This is a genomic window from Shewanella sp. HL-SH4, from assembly GCF_051164845.1.
Lineage (GTDB): Bacteria > Pseudomonadota > Gammaproteobacteria > Enterobacterales > Shewanellaceae > Shewanella > Shewanella glacialimarina.
Genome location: NZ_CP195037.1, coordinates 3,182,744 through 3,198,397, shown reverse-complemented (window position 1 = coordinate 3,198,397; position 15,654 = coordinate 3,182,744). Strand labels below are relative to the sequence as shown.

General features: G+C 40.7%; 11 protein-coding genes. 1 reads left to right on the top strand and 10 read right to left on the bottom strand.

The window, feature by feature from the left end; all coding sequences use genetic code 11:
• Nucleotides 1-277 precede the first annotated feature (277 nt).
• The 6 genes from ACRWQL_RS15055 to pnp all read right to left on the bottom strand — a co-directional run bounded on the left by ACRWQL_RS15055 (nucleotide 278) and on the right by pnp (nucleotide 8,606).
• Nucleotides 278-1,114, bottom strand: coding sequence for an outer membrane protein OmpK (locus ACRWQL_RS15055; RefSeq protein WP_434926882.1), 837 nt, complete (start codon nucleotides 1,112-1,114; stop codon nucleotides 278-280).
• A gap of 360 nt (nucleotides 1,115-1,474) precedes the next feature.
• Nucleotides 1,475-2,749, bottom strand: coding sequence for a NupC/NupG family nucleoside CNT transporter (locus ACRWQL_RS15050; protein ID WP_434926883.1), 1,275 nt, complete (start codon nucleotides 2,747-2,749; stop codon nucleotides 1,475-1,477).
• 182 nt (nucleotides 2,750-2,931) lie between these two features.
• Complete coding sequence (locus ACRWQL_RS15045) at nucleotides 2,932-3,693, bottom strand: TatD family hydrolase (RefSeq protein WP_434953398.1); 762 nt, start codon at nucleotides 3,691-3,693, stop codon at nucleotides 2,932-2,934.
• A 94-nt stretch (nucleotides 3,694-3,787) separates the two neighbouring features.
• Nucleotides 3,788-5,371 carry a peptide chain release factor 3 gene (gene prfC, locus ACRWQL_RS15040; RefSeq protein WP_434950792.1) on the bottom strand — a complete coding sequence of 528 codons (1,584 nt, stop codon included), beginning with the start codon at nucleotides 5,369-5,371 and terminating at the stop codon, nucleotides 3,788-3,790.
• Between the two features lie 77 nt (nucleotides 5,372-5,448).
• Nucleotides 5,449-6,351 carry a lipoprotein NlpI gene (nlpI, locus tag ACRWQL_RS15035; protein ID WP_434926885.1) on the bottom strand — a complete coding sequence of 301 codons (903 nt, stop codon included), beginning with the start codon at nucleotides 6,349-6,351 and terminating at the stop codon, nucleotides 5,449-5,451.
• A 158-nt stretch (nucleotides 6,352-6,509) separates the two neighbouring features.
• Nucleotides 6,510-8,606 carry a polyribonucleotide nucleotidyltransferase gene (pnp, locus tag ACRWQL_RS15030; protein WP_434926886.1) on the bottom strand — a complete coding sequence of 699 codons (2,097 nt, stop codon included), beginning with the start codon at nucleotides 8,604-8,606 and terminating at the stop codon, nucleotides 6,510-6,512.
• Nucleotides 8,607-9,019: 413 nt separating this feature from the next.
• On the opposite strand from pnp, the gene ACRWQL_RS15025 reads away from it, so the two are divergent.
• Complete coding sequence (locus tag ACRWQL_RS15025) at nucleotides 9,020-11,056, top strand: putative bifunctional diguanylate cyclase/phosphodiesterase (protein ID WP_434938784.1); 2,037 nt, start codon at nucleotides 9,020-9,022, stop codon at nucleotides 11,054-11,056.
• Between the two features lie 83 nt (nucleotides 11,057-11,139).
• Here the strand turns inward: ACRWQL_RS15025 and rpsO are convergent, their stop codons facing one another.
• The 4 genes from rpsO to infB all read right to left on the bottom strand — a co-directional run bounded on the left by rpsO (nucleotide 11,140) and on the right by infB (nucleotide 15,639).
• Nucleotides 11,140-11,409, bottom strand: coding sequence for a 30S ribosomal protein S15 (rpsO, locus tag ACRWQL_RS15020; protein ID WP_235088586.1), 270 nt, complete (start codon nucleotides 11,407-11,409; stop codon nucleotides 11,140-11,142).
• Nucleotides 11,410-11,547: 138 nt separating this feature from the next.
• Nucleotides 11,548-12,510, bottom strand: coding sequence for a tRNA pseudouridine(55) synthase TruB (gene truB / locus ACRWQL_RS15015; RefSeq protein WP_434926888.1), 963 nt, complete (start codon nucleotides 12,508-12,510; stop codon nucleotides 11,548-11,550).
• Nucleotides 12,510-12,932, bottom strand: a complete 423-nt coding sequence (gene rbfA, locus ACRWQL_RS15010) for a 30S ribosome-binding factor RbfA (RefSeq protein WP_226413920.1) — start codon at nucleotides 12,930-12,932, stop codon at nucleotides 12,510-12,512. The genes truB and rbfA overlap by 1 nt, the downstream gene beginning before the upstream one ends.
• Nucleotides 12,933-12,993: 61 nt before the next feature.
• A complete protein-coding gene (infB, locus tag ACRWQL_RS15005; protein WP_434950790.1) occupies nucleotides 12,994-15,639 on the bottom strand; it encodes a translation initiation factor IF-2 in 2,646 nt (881 codons plus the stop codon).
• Nucleotides 15,640-15,654 lie beyond the last annotated feature (15 nt).

Below are 15,654 nucleotides of genomic sequence, written 5' to 3'. Positions count from 1 at the left end.
GCTATGGCCGAGTCTTCACGTGTTGCCAGTAAACTAATATGATTTACTAACCTAAGTATTCAATCTGATAACGAGTACCACGACTTGAATCCTTGAAGACCGGAAAAGGCAAAATAAATAAATGACTTATTTTATCATTTTCCGCGAAAAATCCATTTTAGCGCGTTGTGCTTAATGCTTAATTAACGGCACTTAAAATAATGCATTTAATTAAGTATTAACTTTTAAAAACTATAAAGGAGCCACAAATTTTGTGGCTCCAATGTCTTACAAAGTATTAGAACTTGTAAGTAGCTGTTAGGTAGTGACCCCAACCAGTTGTATCTAAGCCAACAATACCTGCGCCGTCTTCAAGAAGGTATACATCTTTGTAACCTTTAAGACCATAGCCTAAAGCATAGTTGTCTGAATGCCAGTGAATACCGAAATATGCAGCACCACCGCTAGAGCTCATAGGAACAAACTCATTACCATACTCGTCATCAGCACCAAATTGATAATCAACATAACCTTGGAAAGCTATGAAGCTTTTGTTATCAAAGAATTTGAAAGGCTTGAACCAGTTAGCAGAGAACTGGTAACCATTCCAATCTTTACCGTTCATGTCATAGTGTGCGTATAAGTTCATGCCAGTTTTACCTAACCATGGAACCATAACATCAGCACCGATACCCCAGAAAGATGCGTTTACATCTTCACCGACAACTCCACCACCCCAGTTAAATAGAGTAGAGAAGTAGACCTCTTGAACTGGACCAAAAGAAAGGTCTTTACCAGTAATAGCATCTAGTGAGAAACGTGGATTGAACTTCATGAACATTTTGCTAGCGCCTGAACCAGTCGCTTTATCACCTGAGTCACCAGTCGCTAAGTTGAAAACATCAACATAACCGTATAGGTCAACAACGCCAGCACGGCCGCCGAATTCCATTTCTAGATAATCGTGACCACTTTCGCCAGTGCTTGGTAGCTCATCAAAAGAGTACATAGCATTGAACTGCATCCAGCTGTAATCGCCAGAACGAATATCTTCACCACGGTCAGCAGCTAGTGCAGGTGCAGCCATTGCTGCCATAGTTGTTGCTGCTAAAGCTAAAGTTTTAAAGTTTTTCATCATCAACCCCATTTATCATAATTTGCCGCCTTCTAGGACAGCTTTTGTTTTAAGCTTTCGTATTTTACCGCTATTGTTGTAAATCACAATATTTAACCGGTATAAAAACGAATACTAAATTCTTTTTTGTGAACAATGTCGCGACTTACTCACTACATCACACTAACAGTTACTTTTGTGTCGCATTCGAAAATGAATGATTTTGCGGTGTTAATATGAATATATGCACCTGTCACTCATTACCACTTCGCTATCTGGAAACCGGTGGATTAACGCCAATCATTATGATTATGTAATCTTAAATACAGGGCTTTACTCACTAGAGTAGGTAAAGCCCTTGTAGTAAAGGAATATCTTTTACTACAGTGCTAGGAATAAACCAGCAAGTGTTGCACTCATTAAGTTAGCTAATGATGCAGCGATAACCGCACGTACGCCTAACTTAGCTAAGTCATGGCGACGAGTAGGAGCCATAGCACCTAAACCACCTAGCAGAATCGCAATTGACGATAGGTTAGCAAAACCACACAGTGCGAAAGAAATAATCGCTTTAGTACGGTCTGTCATTGCTTGACCTGTAGCTTCAACCAAGATGCCACCATCAGCAATATCTTTAAGATAAGGAGCAAAGTTCAAGTAAGCCACAAATTCGTTAACAACGATTTTTTGACCAATGAACGAACCAGCAACCATAGCCTCAGACCAAGGCACACCGATAAGGAATGCTAACGGCATAAAGATGTAACCAAGGATCAGTTCTAGTGATAAACCTTCGAAACCGAACCAGCCACCGATACCACCAAGCATGCCGTTAACCATTGCAATTAGACCAACAAAGGCTAAAAGCATTGCACCAACGTTAAGTGCTAAGTGCATACCTGAAGCGGCACCTGATGCAGCTGCATCAATAACGTTTGCTGGCTTATCAGTATCTTCTGGTAAGTCAGTCATGTCATTATTAGTTGCTTCAGTTTCTGGGTGCATTAGTTTAGCCATCATTAAGCCACCAGGAGCCGCCATAAATGATGCTGCTACTAAGTACTCAATTTTCACGCCCATACCAGCATAACCAGCAAGTACCGCACCAGCGATAGAGGCTAAGCCGCCTACCATGATTGCGAATAACTCAGAGTTAGTCATTGTTGGAATAAAAGGACGTACAACTAAAGGCGCTTCAGTTTGACCAACAAAGATGTTTGCTGTAGCAGACATAGACTCTGTGCGGCTTGTACCAAGTGCTTTTTGTAATCCACCACCGATGAACTTAATTACTATCTGCATAATGCCTAGATAGTAAAGAACAGCGATTAAAGAAGAGAAAAAGATAATAACAGGTAATACGCGAACGGCGAATACGAAGCCTACGCCATTACCAAACATAGCGTCAGTACCTAAACCGCCAAATAGGAAGTTGATACCTGCTTGAGAATAACCAATTACATCAGCAACGGCAGTTGAAACACCACCTAATACTTGTTGACCAATTGGCACATATAATACGAAACCTGCAAAAAACGCTTGAATTAATAAAGCGCCACCTACGGTACGTACGTTAATAGCTTTTTTATTTGTAGATAGTAAGAAACCTATCACAAGTAGGGTGACCACCCCTACTAGACTCATAACTATATCCATTAAACATCACCCTTTTTAATTGTTAACACTTCTTATTAATGTTGTTAACTCACCTTATTTCCAATACAGATTATAACCGAGCAATTGAGGAAAAGCGTCGTTTTGATCAAACTTTTAAAGTTTAGTTTCAGATATTTACGCAAGACAATTGTGGTAAACAGGCCTCGTTTCAAAAAAAGTAACTAAAGCTCAAATAGTTGCAAAGAATTTCTATTAAGCTGTTCTAATATAGGAACAGTTGAAATTTGACGCAAAAAAGCTATTTTTTCAATAATCAACGGTAAAATGAGCGGTGTATTGCGTTTATCAAGCTGATTTTCGGGTGACATACTCGGTGAATCAGTCTCAATGACAAATAATTCTAAAGATAATTCTGCTACTACTTTATGCAGTTTTTTTGCCCTAGGGTTTAATATCAAGCCACCAATGCCTAATTTAAAACCTAATTTTTGGTACTGTTTTGCGACCTCAACGCTGCCATAAAAACCGTGTATAACGCCACCTTTTGTCAACGCAGCTTTTGTTAACAACTCAATTAACAAAGCATGGCATTTTACCGCATGCAGAATTACGGGAAGTTGGTACTTTTTTGCTAGCTGTAATTGCTGTTCACACAACGCTTGTTGTTGCTCAAATTCTGGACGTAAATTATCTAAGCCACACTCACCAATAGCAACAAATAATGGGTTAGTTTGATTTAGATAAATTTGATATTCTAGCTCTTCAAGTGCTGTATCAATATTCTCAGGAAGATACCAGGGATGGATCCCTAGTGAGAAATAACATTGATATTGCTGAGCAACAGCCAGTTGCTTAAACCACAGTTCAGGACTCACACCCGGTATAAGTATTTTAGTTATATTTTTGTTTCGCATGTGGTTGAATAATTCATCACGGTCATGATCAAATACTTCAAAATCAAGATGTGCGTGGGTATCAAATATAGGTAAGGACATAGAATCGACTCTAAAAACAGGCAATAAAAAAGGCAGTCACTACTGCCTTTTTAACATCAACTATAGCCTAGCCTAAAATAGATTAGTTTTCGCGTGTCTTCGCAAACTCTACTTCAGGATAGCGTTCCATTGATAAATTAAGGTTAACCCTTGTCGGCGCAATATAAGTTAAATTATCACCACCATCTAACGCAAGGTTTGGACTACATTTACGGCGGAACTCTTCAAGCTTTCGCTCATCTTTACAGTAAACCCAACGTGCTGTAGAAACACTAATACCTTCATAAATAGCTTCAACGTTATATTCACTCTTTAAACGTCCCACAACCACTTCAAACTGTAGCACACCAACCGCACCAACAATTAAGTCATTCGAGTCTATTGGTCTAAAGACTTGCACTGCACCCTCTTCAGAAAGCTGCACCAAACCTTTTAAAAGCTGCTTTTGTTTTAATGGGTCTTTTAAACGAATACGACGGAACATTTCCGGTGCAAAGTTAGGAATACCGGTAAATTTAAATTTTTCACCTTGGGTAAAAGTATCACCTATTTGAATCGTGCCATGATTATGCAAACCAATAATATCACCTGGGTAGGCTTCTTCAACTTGCTCGCGATCACCTGCAACAAAGGTTAATGCATCTGAAATCCGCACATCTTTGCCAATACGAACATGGTGCATTTTCATGCCCTTTTCATATTTACCTGACACTACGCGCATAAAAGCAACTCTGTCGCGATGTTTTGGATCCATATTAGCCTGAATTTTAAAGATAAAACCGCTAAAATTTTCATCTTTCGCGGTAATTTCACGCACTTCAGTATTGCGTGACTGAGGCTTTGGTGCCCACTCAAGCAAACCATCAAGCATATGATCAACGCCAAAATTACCTAGCGCAGTACCAAAGTATACTGGCGATAACTTGCCTTTTAAAAATGCATCTAAATCAAACTCATGTGATGCTCCGACAACTAACTCAAGCTCATCACGTAATTGATCTGCTAACTCACTGCCAATAGCTTCATCAAGCTCTGGATTATCAATCCCTTTTACAATACGCACTTCTTGGATCATGTGACCAAGGCCTGATTTATATAAAATAGCCTCTTCACGATGAATATGGTAAACACCTTTAAATGACTTACCACAACCAATTGGCCAAGTAATAGGCGCACAGGCAATTTTTAACTCTTCTTCCACTTCATCCATCACTTCCATAGGATCGCGAATATCACGGTCGCATTTATTCATGAAAGTGATAATGGGAGTATCGCGCAAGCGAGTCACTTCCATTAGCTTACGAGTACGATCCTCTACACCTTTAGCGGCATCGATAACCATAAGACAAGAGTCAACTGCGGTTAAGGTACGATAAGTATCTTCAGAGAAGTCTTCATGACCTGGTGTATCAAGTAAATTGACCAGACATTCTTTATAAGGGAATTGCATTACTGAGGTAGTGATAGAAATACCACGCTCTTGCTCCATCTCCATCCAGTCCGACTTAGCATGCTGCTTAGAGCCTCGGCCTTTAACCGTGCCTGCGACTTGAATTGCTTGACCGAATAACAATACTTTTTCAGTAATTGTTGTCTTACCCGCATCCGGGTGGGAAATGATGGCGAAGGTTCGACGTTTGTCGACCTCAACATTTATGCCTGACATGGTAACCTTTGCACTTGATACTAAAAAAGGCGCAAATTATAGCGCCTATCAGTAAGCTTGGCTAGGCAAAGCGCCTTTTAGGACTGAGGAGGCTGTTCGAGGATGTGTTTTATTTTAGCTAACTCGATACGCGCGTATCTATGTTCAACAAAATCATAAATATTAGTTGCTAGGGTGAGACGGTAATAATTTGCCGCTTCTTGGTACAGTCCTAACTCTTCTGCCCGTTTACCTAAATAAAAGTACGCTTCGCATAAACGCTCTGCATATTCTTTAGGTTGATTTAAACCCACTTTAGCGGCAGCAAATAATTGTTTCTTGGTTAATTTGCCTAAGTAGTAGTCGACTAATACACTTGACCAAGCTTTATCTTCAAGTTGCCCGCGCTGAGTACCTAACGCAACTAGTGCAGCCTTCGCATCAATTTGTGATGACATGAGGTATAGCCATAAAGAGCGATAACCATCATTTGGATCACGTTGATAGAAAGTCATCATATCTTTTACTGCAAGCTCGTAGCGCTCACCATAGAATAATGCGATACCGCGATTAAGGTATGCATAGTCGTATTCTGGGGCGAGTTCTAATACGCCATCAAAAGCCTCATATGCACTTTCAAATTCACCTTCTTGGGTATAGTAAATACCTAAGAAGTTATAGGCATCAGCTAAATTTGGTTGTAGCTTAAGTGCCTGGTGGAAATCAATACGTCCGAGTAGGCGTAATCCAACGCTGTCGTAAATAACACCGCGATCATAATGAAAACGTGCACGCTGATCGTTGGTCAGTTCCATACTTGCCAAAATTTCATTCAACTTGGCCAAAGTCACTTCTAATTTATAATCTGGCATAACTGGGGCGACAATAATTTGCCCTATCGCAACATCCCCATTTGAACCCGAAGTAGCAGCACAACCGGTAAGCAACAAGCTAACACCTGCCACCATGGCGACAAACGAGGTGCGTAATTTAAATTCCATCTACTTTACCTTTAATCAGGTTCATTAATAATCAGCATGATAACAACCTAGCGGGGTTAGTGCTATTTGCTATTTGATTTAATTGTCAAAAAATTAAAAAAAGGAGACCAATTGGCCTCCCTTTCATCACACTAAATTTTTACACTTAAAATAGTCGCTTATTCAGCAGCTTCTTTAGTTTGTGCTTCTTTAATTGATAAACGTACGCGACCTTGACGATCCACTTCCATCACCTTAACAGCAACTTCTTGGTTCATTTCTAAGTGATCTGATACATTTGCTACGCGCTCATCACTGATTTGCGAAATATGCACTAAGCCATCTTTACCAGGAAGAATGTTAATAAATGCACCGAAATCAACGATACGAATCACTTTACCATTATAAATACGACCAACTTCAACTTCAGCGGTAATTTCTTCTATACGACGAATAGCTTCTTTAGTTGCCTCGCCATTATTAGAAGCAATCTTGACTGTACCGTTGTCATCTAACTCGATAGTTGTACCTGTTTCTTCAGTCAGTGCTCGAATAGTTGCACCACCTTTACCGATAACATCACGGATTTTTTCAGGATTGATCTTGATAGTCGTGATACGTGGAGCATGATCAGAGATATCATCACGATGAGAACCAATTGCTTGATCCATTACGTTAAGAATATGAACACGTGCACCGTATGCTTGTTGCAGTGCAATATCCATGATCTCTTTAGTGATACCTTCAATCTTAATATCCATCTGCAATGCAGTAATACCATCACGAGTACCAGCCACTTTAAAGTCCATGTCACCTAAGTGATCTTCATCACCTAAAATGTCAGAAAGTACAACAAAATCGTCGCCTTCTTTAACTAGACCCATTGCAATACCAGCAACAGATGCTTTGATTGGTACACCAGCATCCATTAGTGCTAATGAAGTACCACATACTGAAGCCATAGAGCTTGAACCATTAGATTCAGTAATTTCCGATACTACGCGAACGCTGTACGGAAATTCTTCAGCTGAAGGCATAACAGCCTTCATACCGCGCCATGCTAATTTACCATGACCGATTTCGCGACGCTTAGGTGAACCAACCATACCAGTTTCACCAACACAGTACGGAGGGAAGTTATAGTGCAGCATAAAACGATTAGTACGTTCGCCCATGATGCTATCAATTTTCTGTGCGTCACGCTCTGTACCTAAAGTACATGTCACTAACGCCTGAGTTTCACCACGGGTAAACAGTGAGCTACCATGAGTACGTGGAAGAACACCTGCTAATACACTTAATGCGCGGATCATGTCAGGTTCACGACCATCGATACGTGGCTTGCCACTGATAATACGGCCGCGAACGACTTTCTTTTCAAGGCTGGCAAGTAGATTATCTACTTCCCGTAAATCAACATCGCTATTTTGAGCTGTTAATGCAGCTTTAGCCGCTGATTTAACTACGCCAACTTGTGCATAGCGATCTTGCTTAACTTCAATTTGATAAGCTTCTGTCAAACCCGCTTCAGCAAGTTCTTTGATTTTTGCAACTAAATCTTGATCTTGAACTGGTGCAGTCCAATCCCATGTTGGCTTGCCTGCTTCAGCTTTAAATTCGCTTATCGCATTGACAACAACTTGCTGTTGATCGTGACCATAAGTCACGGCACCTAGCATAATTTCTTCAGCAAGCGATTTCGCTTCTGACTCAACCATTAACACCGCGCTTTGCGTACCCGCTACAACCAAATTAAGGTCGCTAGTCGCTAGCTGATCAACACTTGGATTAAGCACATATTCGCCGTTGATATAACCAACGCGAGCAGCACCTAAAGGACCACTAAATGGAATACCAGAAATAGCTAATGCTGCGGAGGTACCAATCATTGATACAATGTCTGGCTCAATCTGTGGGTCAACAGAAACCACAGTAATGATAACTTGAACTTCGTTTTTAAAACCGTTAGGGAATAAAGGACGAATTGGACGGTCGATAAGACGGGCAATCAGAGTTTCATCTTCTGACGGACGACCTTCACGCTTGAAGAAACCACCAGGGATTTTACCCGCAGCATAGGTCTTTTCTTGATAGTTAACAGTTAGTGGGAAAAAATCGCGGCTTAAATCAGCAACTTTTTTACCGACGACAGTAACTAACACTGTGGTATCGCCCATGCTTGCTAAAACAGCAGCATCAGCTTGACGTGCAATAACACCCGTTTCTAAGGTGACAGTATGTTGACCATACTCAAAACTCTTTACAATTGGATTCACGTGACCCATTCCTTAATTAATGACCTTTAAATTACCTGCGCAAGTATACTTCAAATAGAATCAATAGTTAAATAGACACTTCTTATCTAGGTATAAAAATTTACTCTTCATTCTAAAATACTTACCTATTTACTGATAAATAAAATACTTCAAACTTGGTAAATTATTTCATTATTTTTGCTAGCGTAAACTTAAATCACCTGCGTTAGACGCTATTCGTATAAATATGAGTGACAAGGAGCACTAATTTTACTACAGTTACTTTAGGGTAATGGATAGATTCTATTTAATGAATTAATTTGTTATCAATCACATAAAACGAACTTTTTTGTCACAAAACTCTTAAAATAATAGACAAAAACTAATAATAAAGACGAATAACATTACTGGTCTTATAAGACACGGAATTAATGATGACCTCAAGATTTAAATCACTGACTTGGAAACAAACTAATCTTGTCGTATTTACGGCGTTGTTTTTTGCAATCGCTGTATTTGTTGTTGAAATAGCCCTAGTTGTTGTTACGACTAAACAACAACTATCTAGCTCGCAGCAAGAACTACTTAACTCTGTAGAGCAAACAACCACGAATGCCATCTGGGCATTAGATGATAAATTAGCTCAGCAAACCTTAGAGGGTATTATTAAAGTTGATAATGTGGGCTCTGCGGTGCTTGAGCTTGATGATGGCTCACTTTTTGTCAGTGTGGTGAATGAAGGTGAAGACTTTTCAGAAAATTACATTTTATTGAGTAACCGTTTATTTGGTGACCTAAAGGAAATATCACGCCCCTTATACCGCCCCTTCTATTTTGAAGGCAGTAAAAAGCAACAGCTAATTGGTAGTTTAACGATATTTTATGACACTCAAAAGTTAACGACGCATCTGTTTGACCAACTTCAGCTCAGCTTTATTGCAACATTGGCCCGAGCATTATTACTCACCTTGGTACTGAGCGTCGTTTTCCATCGATTCTTAACTCAACCTATCGCAAGAATAAGTGAAGCCATAGATAAAATAGATCCAGATTCACCCGGTGAAAACTTATTGCCAATTTCTAAAGCTCATAAGGATGACGAGTTAGGATTAGTGGCCAGTAAATTTAATCAAATTTTACTGCAATTTAGTCAAACTCAAAATAAGCTTCGTAAAATGGCCACCCGAGATCCACTCACAGGATTACCCAATCGAACTTTATTACTAGAAACACTCAATGTAACTATTCAACGATCGCGTGTGCACAAACGCAACTTTGCACTGCTGTTTATCGATTTAGACCGCTTTAAAAATGTTAATGATTCGCTAGGCCATGCATTAGGTGATCAATTTCTAGCACGTATCGCCCGTATTCTGGAACGCGTTGTTGGTGATAAGGGTAGCGTTGCTCGTCTAGGTGGGGATGAATTTGTCGTATTAGCCGATGATATCCAAAGCCCAGATCAGGCGGCAGACTTTGTTGATAAACTGCTGATACAGCTTAACGCTCCGCTGCAGTTAAATGAACATACCATCCACCCAGCGGCCTCTATCGGCATTTCCATTTACCCTGATGATGGTGAGAGTGCAGAGGATTTAATACGCCATGCTGATATCGCCATGTACAGTGCTAAAGCGGCAGGTTCGAATCAATGGGCGTTTTTTAAAGAACAAATGACCGAGCGGGCAGCGGTAAGACTTCGTACAGAAGCCTCTTTGCACGATGCACTTAAAAACAATGAGTTCCTACTTCATTTTCAACCTAAATTCGACATTAACACAAATAAAGTTATTGGTTGTGAAGCATTAATTCGTTGGCAAAAAGATGGCAGGCTCATCAGCCCAATGTCTTTCATCCCTGTAGCTGAAGAGACTGGTATTATTATTCCAATAGGTAGATGGGTCATTGAACAAAGCTGTAAAATACTGAGAGATTGGCAGAAAAAATACAATTATGCCGTTCCTATTGCCGTTAACGTCGCATCACAGCAATTTGCCGACTCAAGTTTGGTGCCTGATATCAAACAACTTGCTTTACGCTATCAAATCCGTCCAGACTTACTTGAAATAGAAATAACCGAAACATCATTGATGAATGATATAGAACAGGCAATAGCAAAATTGGAACAACTCAAATCCGCTGGTTTTGGTATTGCAGTTGACGATTTTGGTACTGGATACTCTTCGTTATCTTATTTACGCCATTTGCCTATAACCACGATGAAGATCGATCGCGCTTTTGTAAGCGACCTTCCGGTTGATAGTGCAATAGCATCAACTATTTTGATGCTAGGGCGCCAACTAAATTTATCAATTGTTGCTGAAGGAATTGAAAATGAGGAGCAACTTGACTGGCTTAGAGAAAATAACTGTCCTATTGGGCAAGGTTTTTTCTTCAGCAAGCCATTACCACTAGAAGAGTTCGAACAAAAGTATATTGCCTCTGAAAGCGCTAAAATATTACAACTTTAGAAATCATCAAATTTAAGACAATAAAAAAGGAGGCTAAGCCTCCTTTTTACGATTTTGACTTACTAAAGTAAGTCAAAGTCGTATTAACGACGTAAACCTAACTTCTGGATCATAGCAGTATAACGAGCTACGTCAGTGCGCTTTAAATAAGCAGAAAGCTTACGGCGAGCACTTACCATACGTAACAAGCCACGACGTGAGTGGTGGTCGTGAATATGCGTTTTAAAGTGACCTTGAAGGTGGTTAATTTGAGCAGTTAATAAAGCAACCTGTACTTCAGTAGAACCAGAATCGTTTTCGCAACGACCGAAGTCTGCTAGAATTTTTGCTTTAGTTTCAGCACTTAGTGACATGTGTATCTCCAAAATATAATAAATAATCTTTAGCCGATCACTAACTCAGCTAAAGGAAGCGCGACATTCTACCGAGAATTAATGACTAGAGCAATATAAATAATTAGTTTGCCCAATTTAAGCAATAATAAACTTGCATCAACTTATAGTATTATCTGATTCAGCTTCGCGAATAACAATGAGACGCTTAGGTGCGAGTAAACCATCATCATTCATAGACCCCACGCCGACAAATTTATGCTCTTCACCAATGGTGATGCGCACTAATTCGTCGGGTTTTAATCCCGATGCCTGTATTGCTTGGCCCTGCATAACATAATACAACATATCTTGCGGTAAATTTATTTCTGCGAAATTAGCTACCGCAGTATCCATAGGCAGTAATAGTGAATCTAACGCTTCAAAAGGAGAAATATCTTGCTCAGTCGCAGAGTCAATCATCGCCGCTAACTGTTCTAAGGTTACCATCTTATCGTAAGGATAATTGGCAACTTGTGTGCGACGCAACATAATAACATGCGCACCACAGCCTAGCATTTCACCAAGATCATCAATAATAGTGCGAATGTAAGTGCCTTTGGAACAGTGAATATCAAGTGTTAGCTCGTCACCTTCTAGTCCCAAAAAGTTCAATTCAAAAACCGTAATCGGTCTTGCTTCACGTGGGACTTCAATACCCTCTCGAGCATATTTATAAAGCGGCTTACCTTGATGCTTTAATGCAGAATACATTGAAGGCACTTGCATAGTATCACCACGAAAATGCGCTAATGCTTGTTGCAGTTGATCTTCAGTAAAATTAATGTCTCGCTCTTGAACCACTTCGCCATCTGAGTCACTGGTATCTGTTCGCTGCCCTAGCTTAGCAATCACTGTATAGCGTTTATCAGCATCTAGAAGATGTTGAGAAAACTTGGTAGCTTCGCCTAAACACACAGGTAGCATACCCGTTGCTAGAGGATCTAGCGCACCGGTATGTCCAGCTTTGTTGGCATTAAAAAAACGTTTTACTCGCTGAAGTGCATGATTAGAGCTAATGCCCGTGCCTTTATCGAGTAAAACGATGCCATCAATAAAACGACCTTTTTGACGACGCGCCATTAATCTTTCTCCTGGGTATCGTCTTGGTCAATCTCATCAACACGACCACTGTCTTGCTGCTTTTGCTTGTCTTTAGTGATGACCTGGCTAACTAGGTTAGACATGCGCATACCTTCGACTAATGAACTATCGTACATAAAACGCAGCTCAGGCATAACCCTAAGTTTCATGCGCCCTGCAATTAATGTACGGATATAAGGTGCAGCAGCGGTTAACGCCGCAATTTTTTCTTCAACTAACTTAATGTCTTCTTCGAAGAAAGTCACAAATACCCGGGCGTAACTTAAATCACGTGAAACTTCAACGTCATTAACTGTAACAAAACCGATACGAGGATCTTTCATATCACGTTGCAGCACCATAGCCAGCTCTTGTTGAAGCTGCTGAGCGATGCGACGAGTACGACTAAATTCTTTTGCCATGACTATTAACCCACTTAAGCCATTAAATCAAAAAGGGCGGCTAATGCCGCCCTTTCACATGTTATAGCGTTCTAGCTACTTCGACGATTTCGAATACTTCGATTTGGTCGCCTACGCGAACATCGTTGTAATTCTTAACCCCGATACCACATTCCATGCCATTACGAACTTCAGCGGCATCATCTTTAAAGCGACGTAGAGACTCTAGCTCACCTTCATAGATCACCACGTTGTCACGTAGTACACGAATTGGTGCACTGCGCTTAACAATACCTTCAGTAACCATACAGCCAGCAATTGCGCCTAACTTAGGAGACTTAAATACATCACGAACTTCAGCAAGACCAATGATCACTTGCTTGAACTCAGGCGCTAACATACCAGTCATTGCCGCTCTTACTTCATCAATTAAGTTATAGATGATGCTGTAATAACGTAAATCAACACTTTCAGCTTCAATTGTCTTACGCGCCTGTGCATCAGCACGAACGTTGAAGCCAACCATAATAGCATTAGACGCTGCAGCTAACGTTGCGTCAGTTTCAGTAAGGGCACCAACGCCACGAGCGATAATGTTAACTTTAACTTCAGCTGTTGATAGACCTGTTAATGAATCACAAATCGCTTCCAGAGAACCCTGTACGTCCGCTTTAAGAACGATATTCAATTCCTGAACTTCACCTTCTTCCATGTTAGCAAACATGTTTTCAAGTTTAGACTTCTGCTGACGAGCAAGCTTAACATCGCGGAACTTGCCTTGACGATAAAGTGCAACTTCACGTGCTTTGCGTTCATCACGTACAACGGTAGCTTCATCACCCGCTGATGGCACACCAGAAAGACCTAAAATCTCAACTGGAATTGAAGGGCCGGCTTCAGTGATTGAATTACCATTCTCATCTTTCATTGCACGGATTTTTCCGTACTCTAAACCACATAGAACGATATCGCCTTGACGTAAAGTACCTTCTTGAACCAATACAGTTGCCACAGGTCCACGGCCTTTATCAAGCTTAGACTCAATGACTACACCTGCTGCCATAGTGTCACGAACGGCTTTAAGTTCTAATACTTCAGACTGAAGTAAAATACCTTCTAATAGATCATCAACGCCTTCACCAGTCTTAGCTGAAAGATTGACGAACATATTATCTCCACCCCAATCATCTGACATTACGCCATGTTGAGATAGCTCACTTTTAACACGTTCAGGATCCGCGTCTGGCTTATCCATTTTGTTAATCGCAACGATTAATGGCACATTACCAGCTTTAGCATGTTGAATTGCTTCGATTGTTTGTGGCATTACACCATCATCAGCAGCAACAACTAGAATAACGATATCAGTCGCTTTAGCACCACGGGCACGCATAGAGGTAAACGCAGCGTGACCAGGAGTATCTAAGAAGGTAATCATACCGTTCTCAGTTTCTACATGGTAAGCACCAATATGCTGGGTAATACCACCGGCTTCACCAGCTGCTACTTTAGCGCGACGGATATAATCAAGTAATGACGTTTTACCATGGTCAACGTGACCCATGATAGTCACAACTGGCGCACGCGTTTCTAACTTAACGTTATCATCACGATCTTGCATTACTTGATGTTCTAGTTCATTTTCACGAAGTAGAACCACTTTATGGCCCATTTCTTCTGCCACTAACTGCGCAGTTTCTTGGTCAAGTACTTGGTTAATGGTAACCATAGTACCCATTTTCATCATTTGCTTAATGATTTCTGTTGCTTTAACTGCCATCAAATGAGCTAATTCAGAAACTGTAACCGTTTCGCCAATACGCACATCACGAGTCACTGCGGCAACAGGCTTGTTAAAGCCATGAGCCATAGACTGTGGTGCTGTATTGCGACGCATATGTCTTTCACGACCGTCACGTGCATCTTTACCACCGCGTTTCTTACTGGTGTTTTTGTTGCGAGCACGACGACCACGTTTTTCATCATCCATATCAGAACTATCTTCAGCAGCTCGCGCTACTTTAGATGTGGTTACATGGTGATCACCATTCTTTTCAGCTTCTAGGCGTAGACGCTCTTCGTCAGCCCAGCGCTTAGAGTTTTCTTCAGCCAATTTACGCGCCTTTTCAGCAGCTTTGTCGGCTTCTTCAATTTGCTTTTGCGTCAGAACTTTCTCCTGAGTCGCTTTAATGCGTTCAGCTTCTTCCTTTGCTGCTTGAGCTGCTGGGTCTAAAGGCTTATCAGCTTTAGGCTCAACTTTTGGTGCCTTGGCAGCTTTAGCTTTAGCTTCAGCGTCTTTAGCCACTTTAGCTTTTGCATCTGCATCAGCTTTAGCCTTTGCTTCAACTTTAGCTTTTTCATCTGCAGCCGCTTTAAGCTTAGCTTCTTCAGCTTTAGCTTGTTCTTCAGCAGCTAGTTTAGCTACATCGGCGTCATCACGTTTAACAAAAGTACGTTTTTTACGCACTTCAACTTTAACGTCTTTTGACTGACCACCAGAACCAGACACACTTAACGTAGATACGGTTTTACGTTGCAATGTCATTTTTGTTGGTGCAGATTCGCCACCATGTTGCTTCTTCAAAAAATCTAATAACTGCTGTTTCTCATTTTCAGAAACGGTGTCAGCTTTTGTCTTTGTAATGCCGGCTTCGTTAAATTGTTCAACTAAACGATCGACCGTTTTGCCCACTTCTTGAGCTAATTTTTCTAAACTTGTATCTGCCATCAAATAAATCCCCCT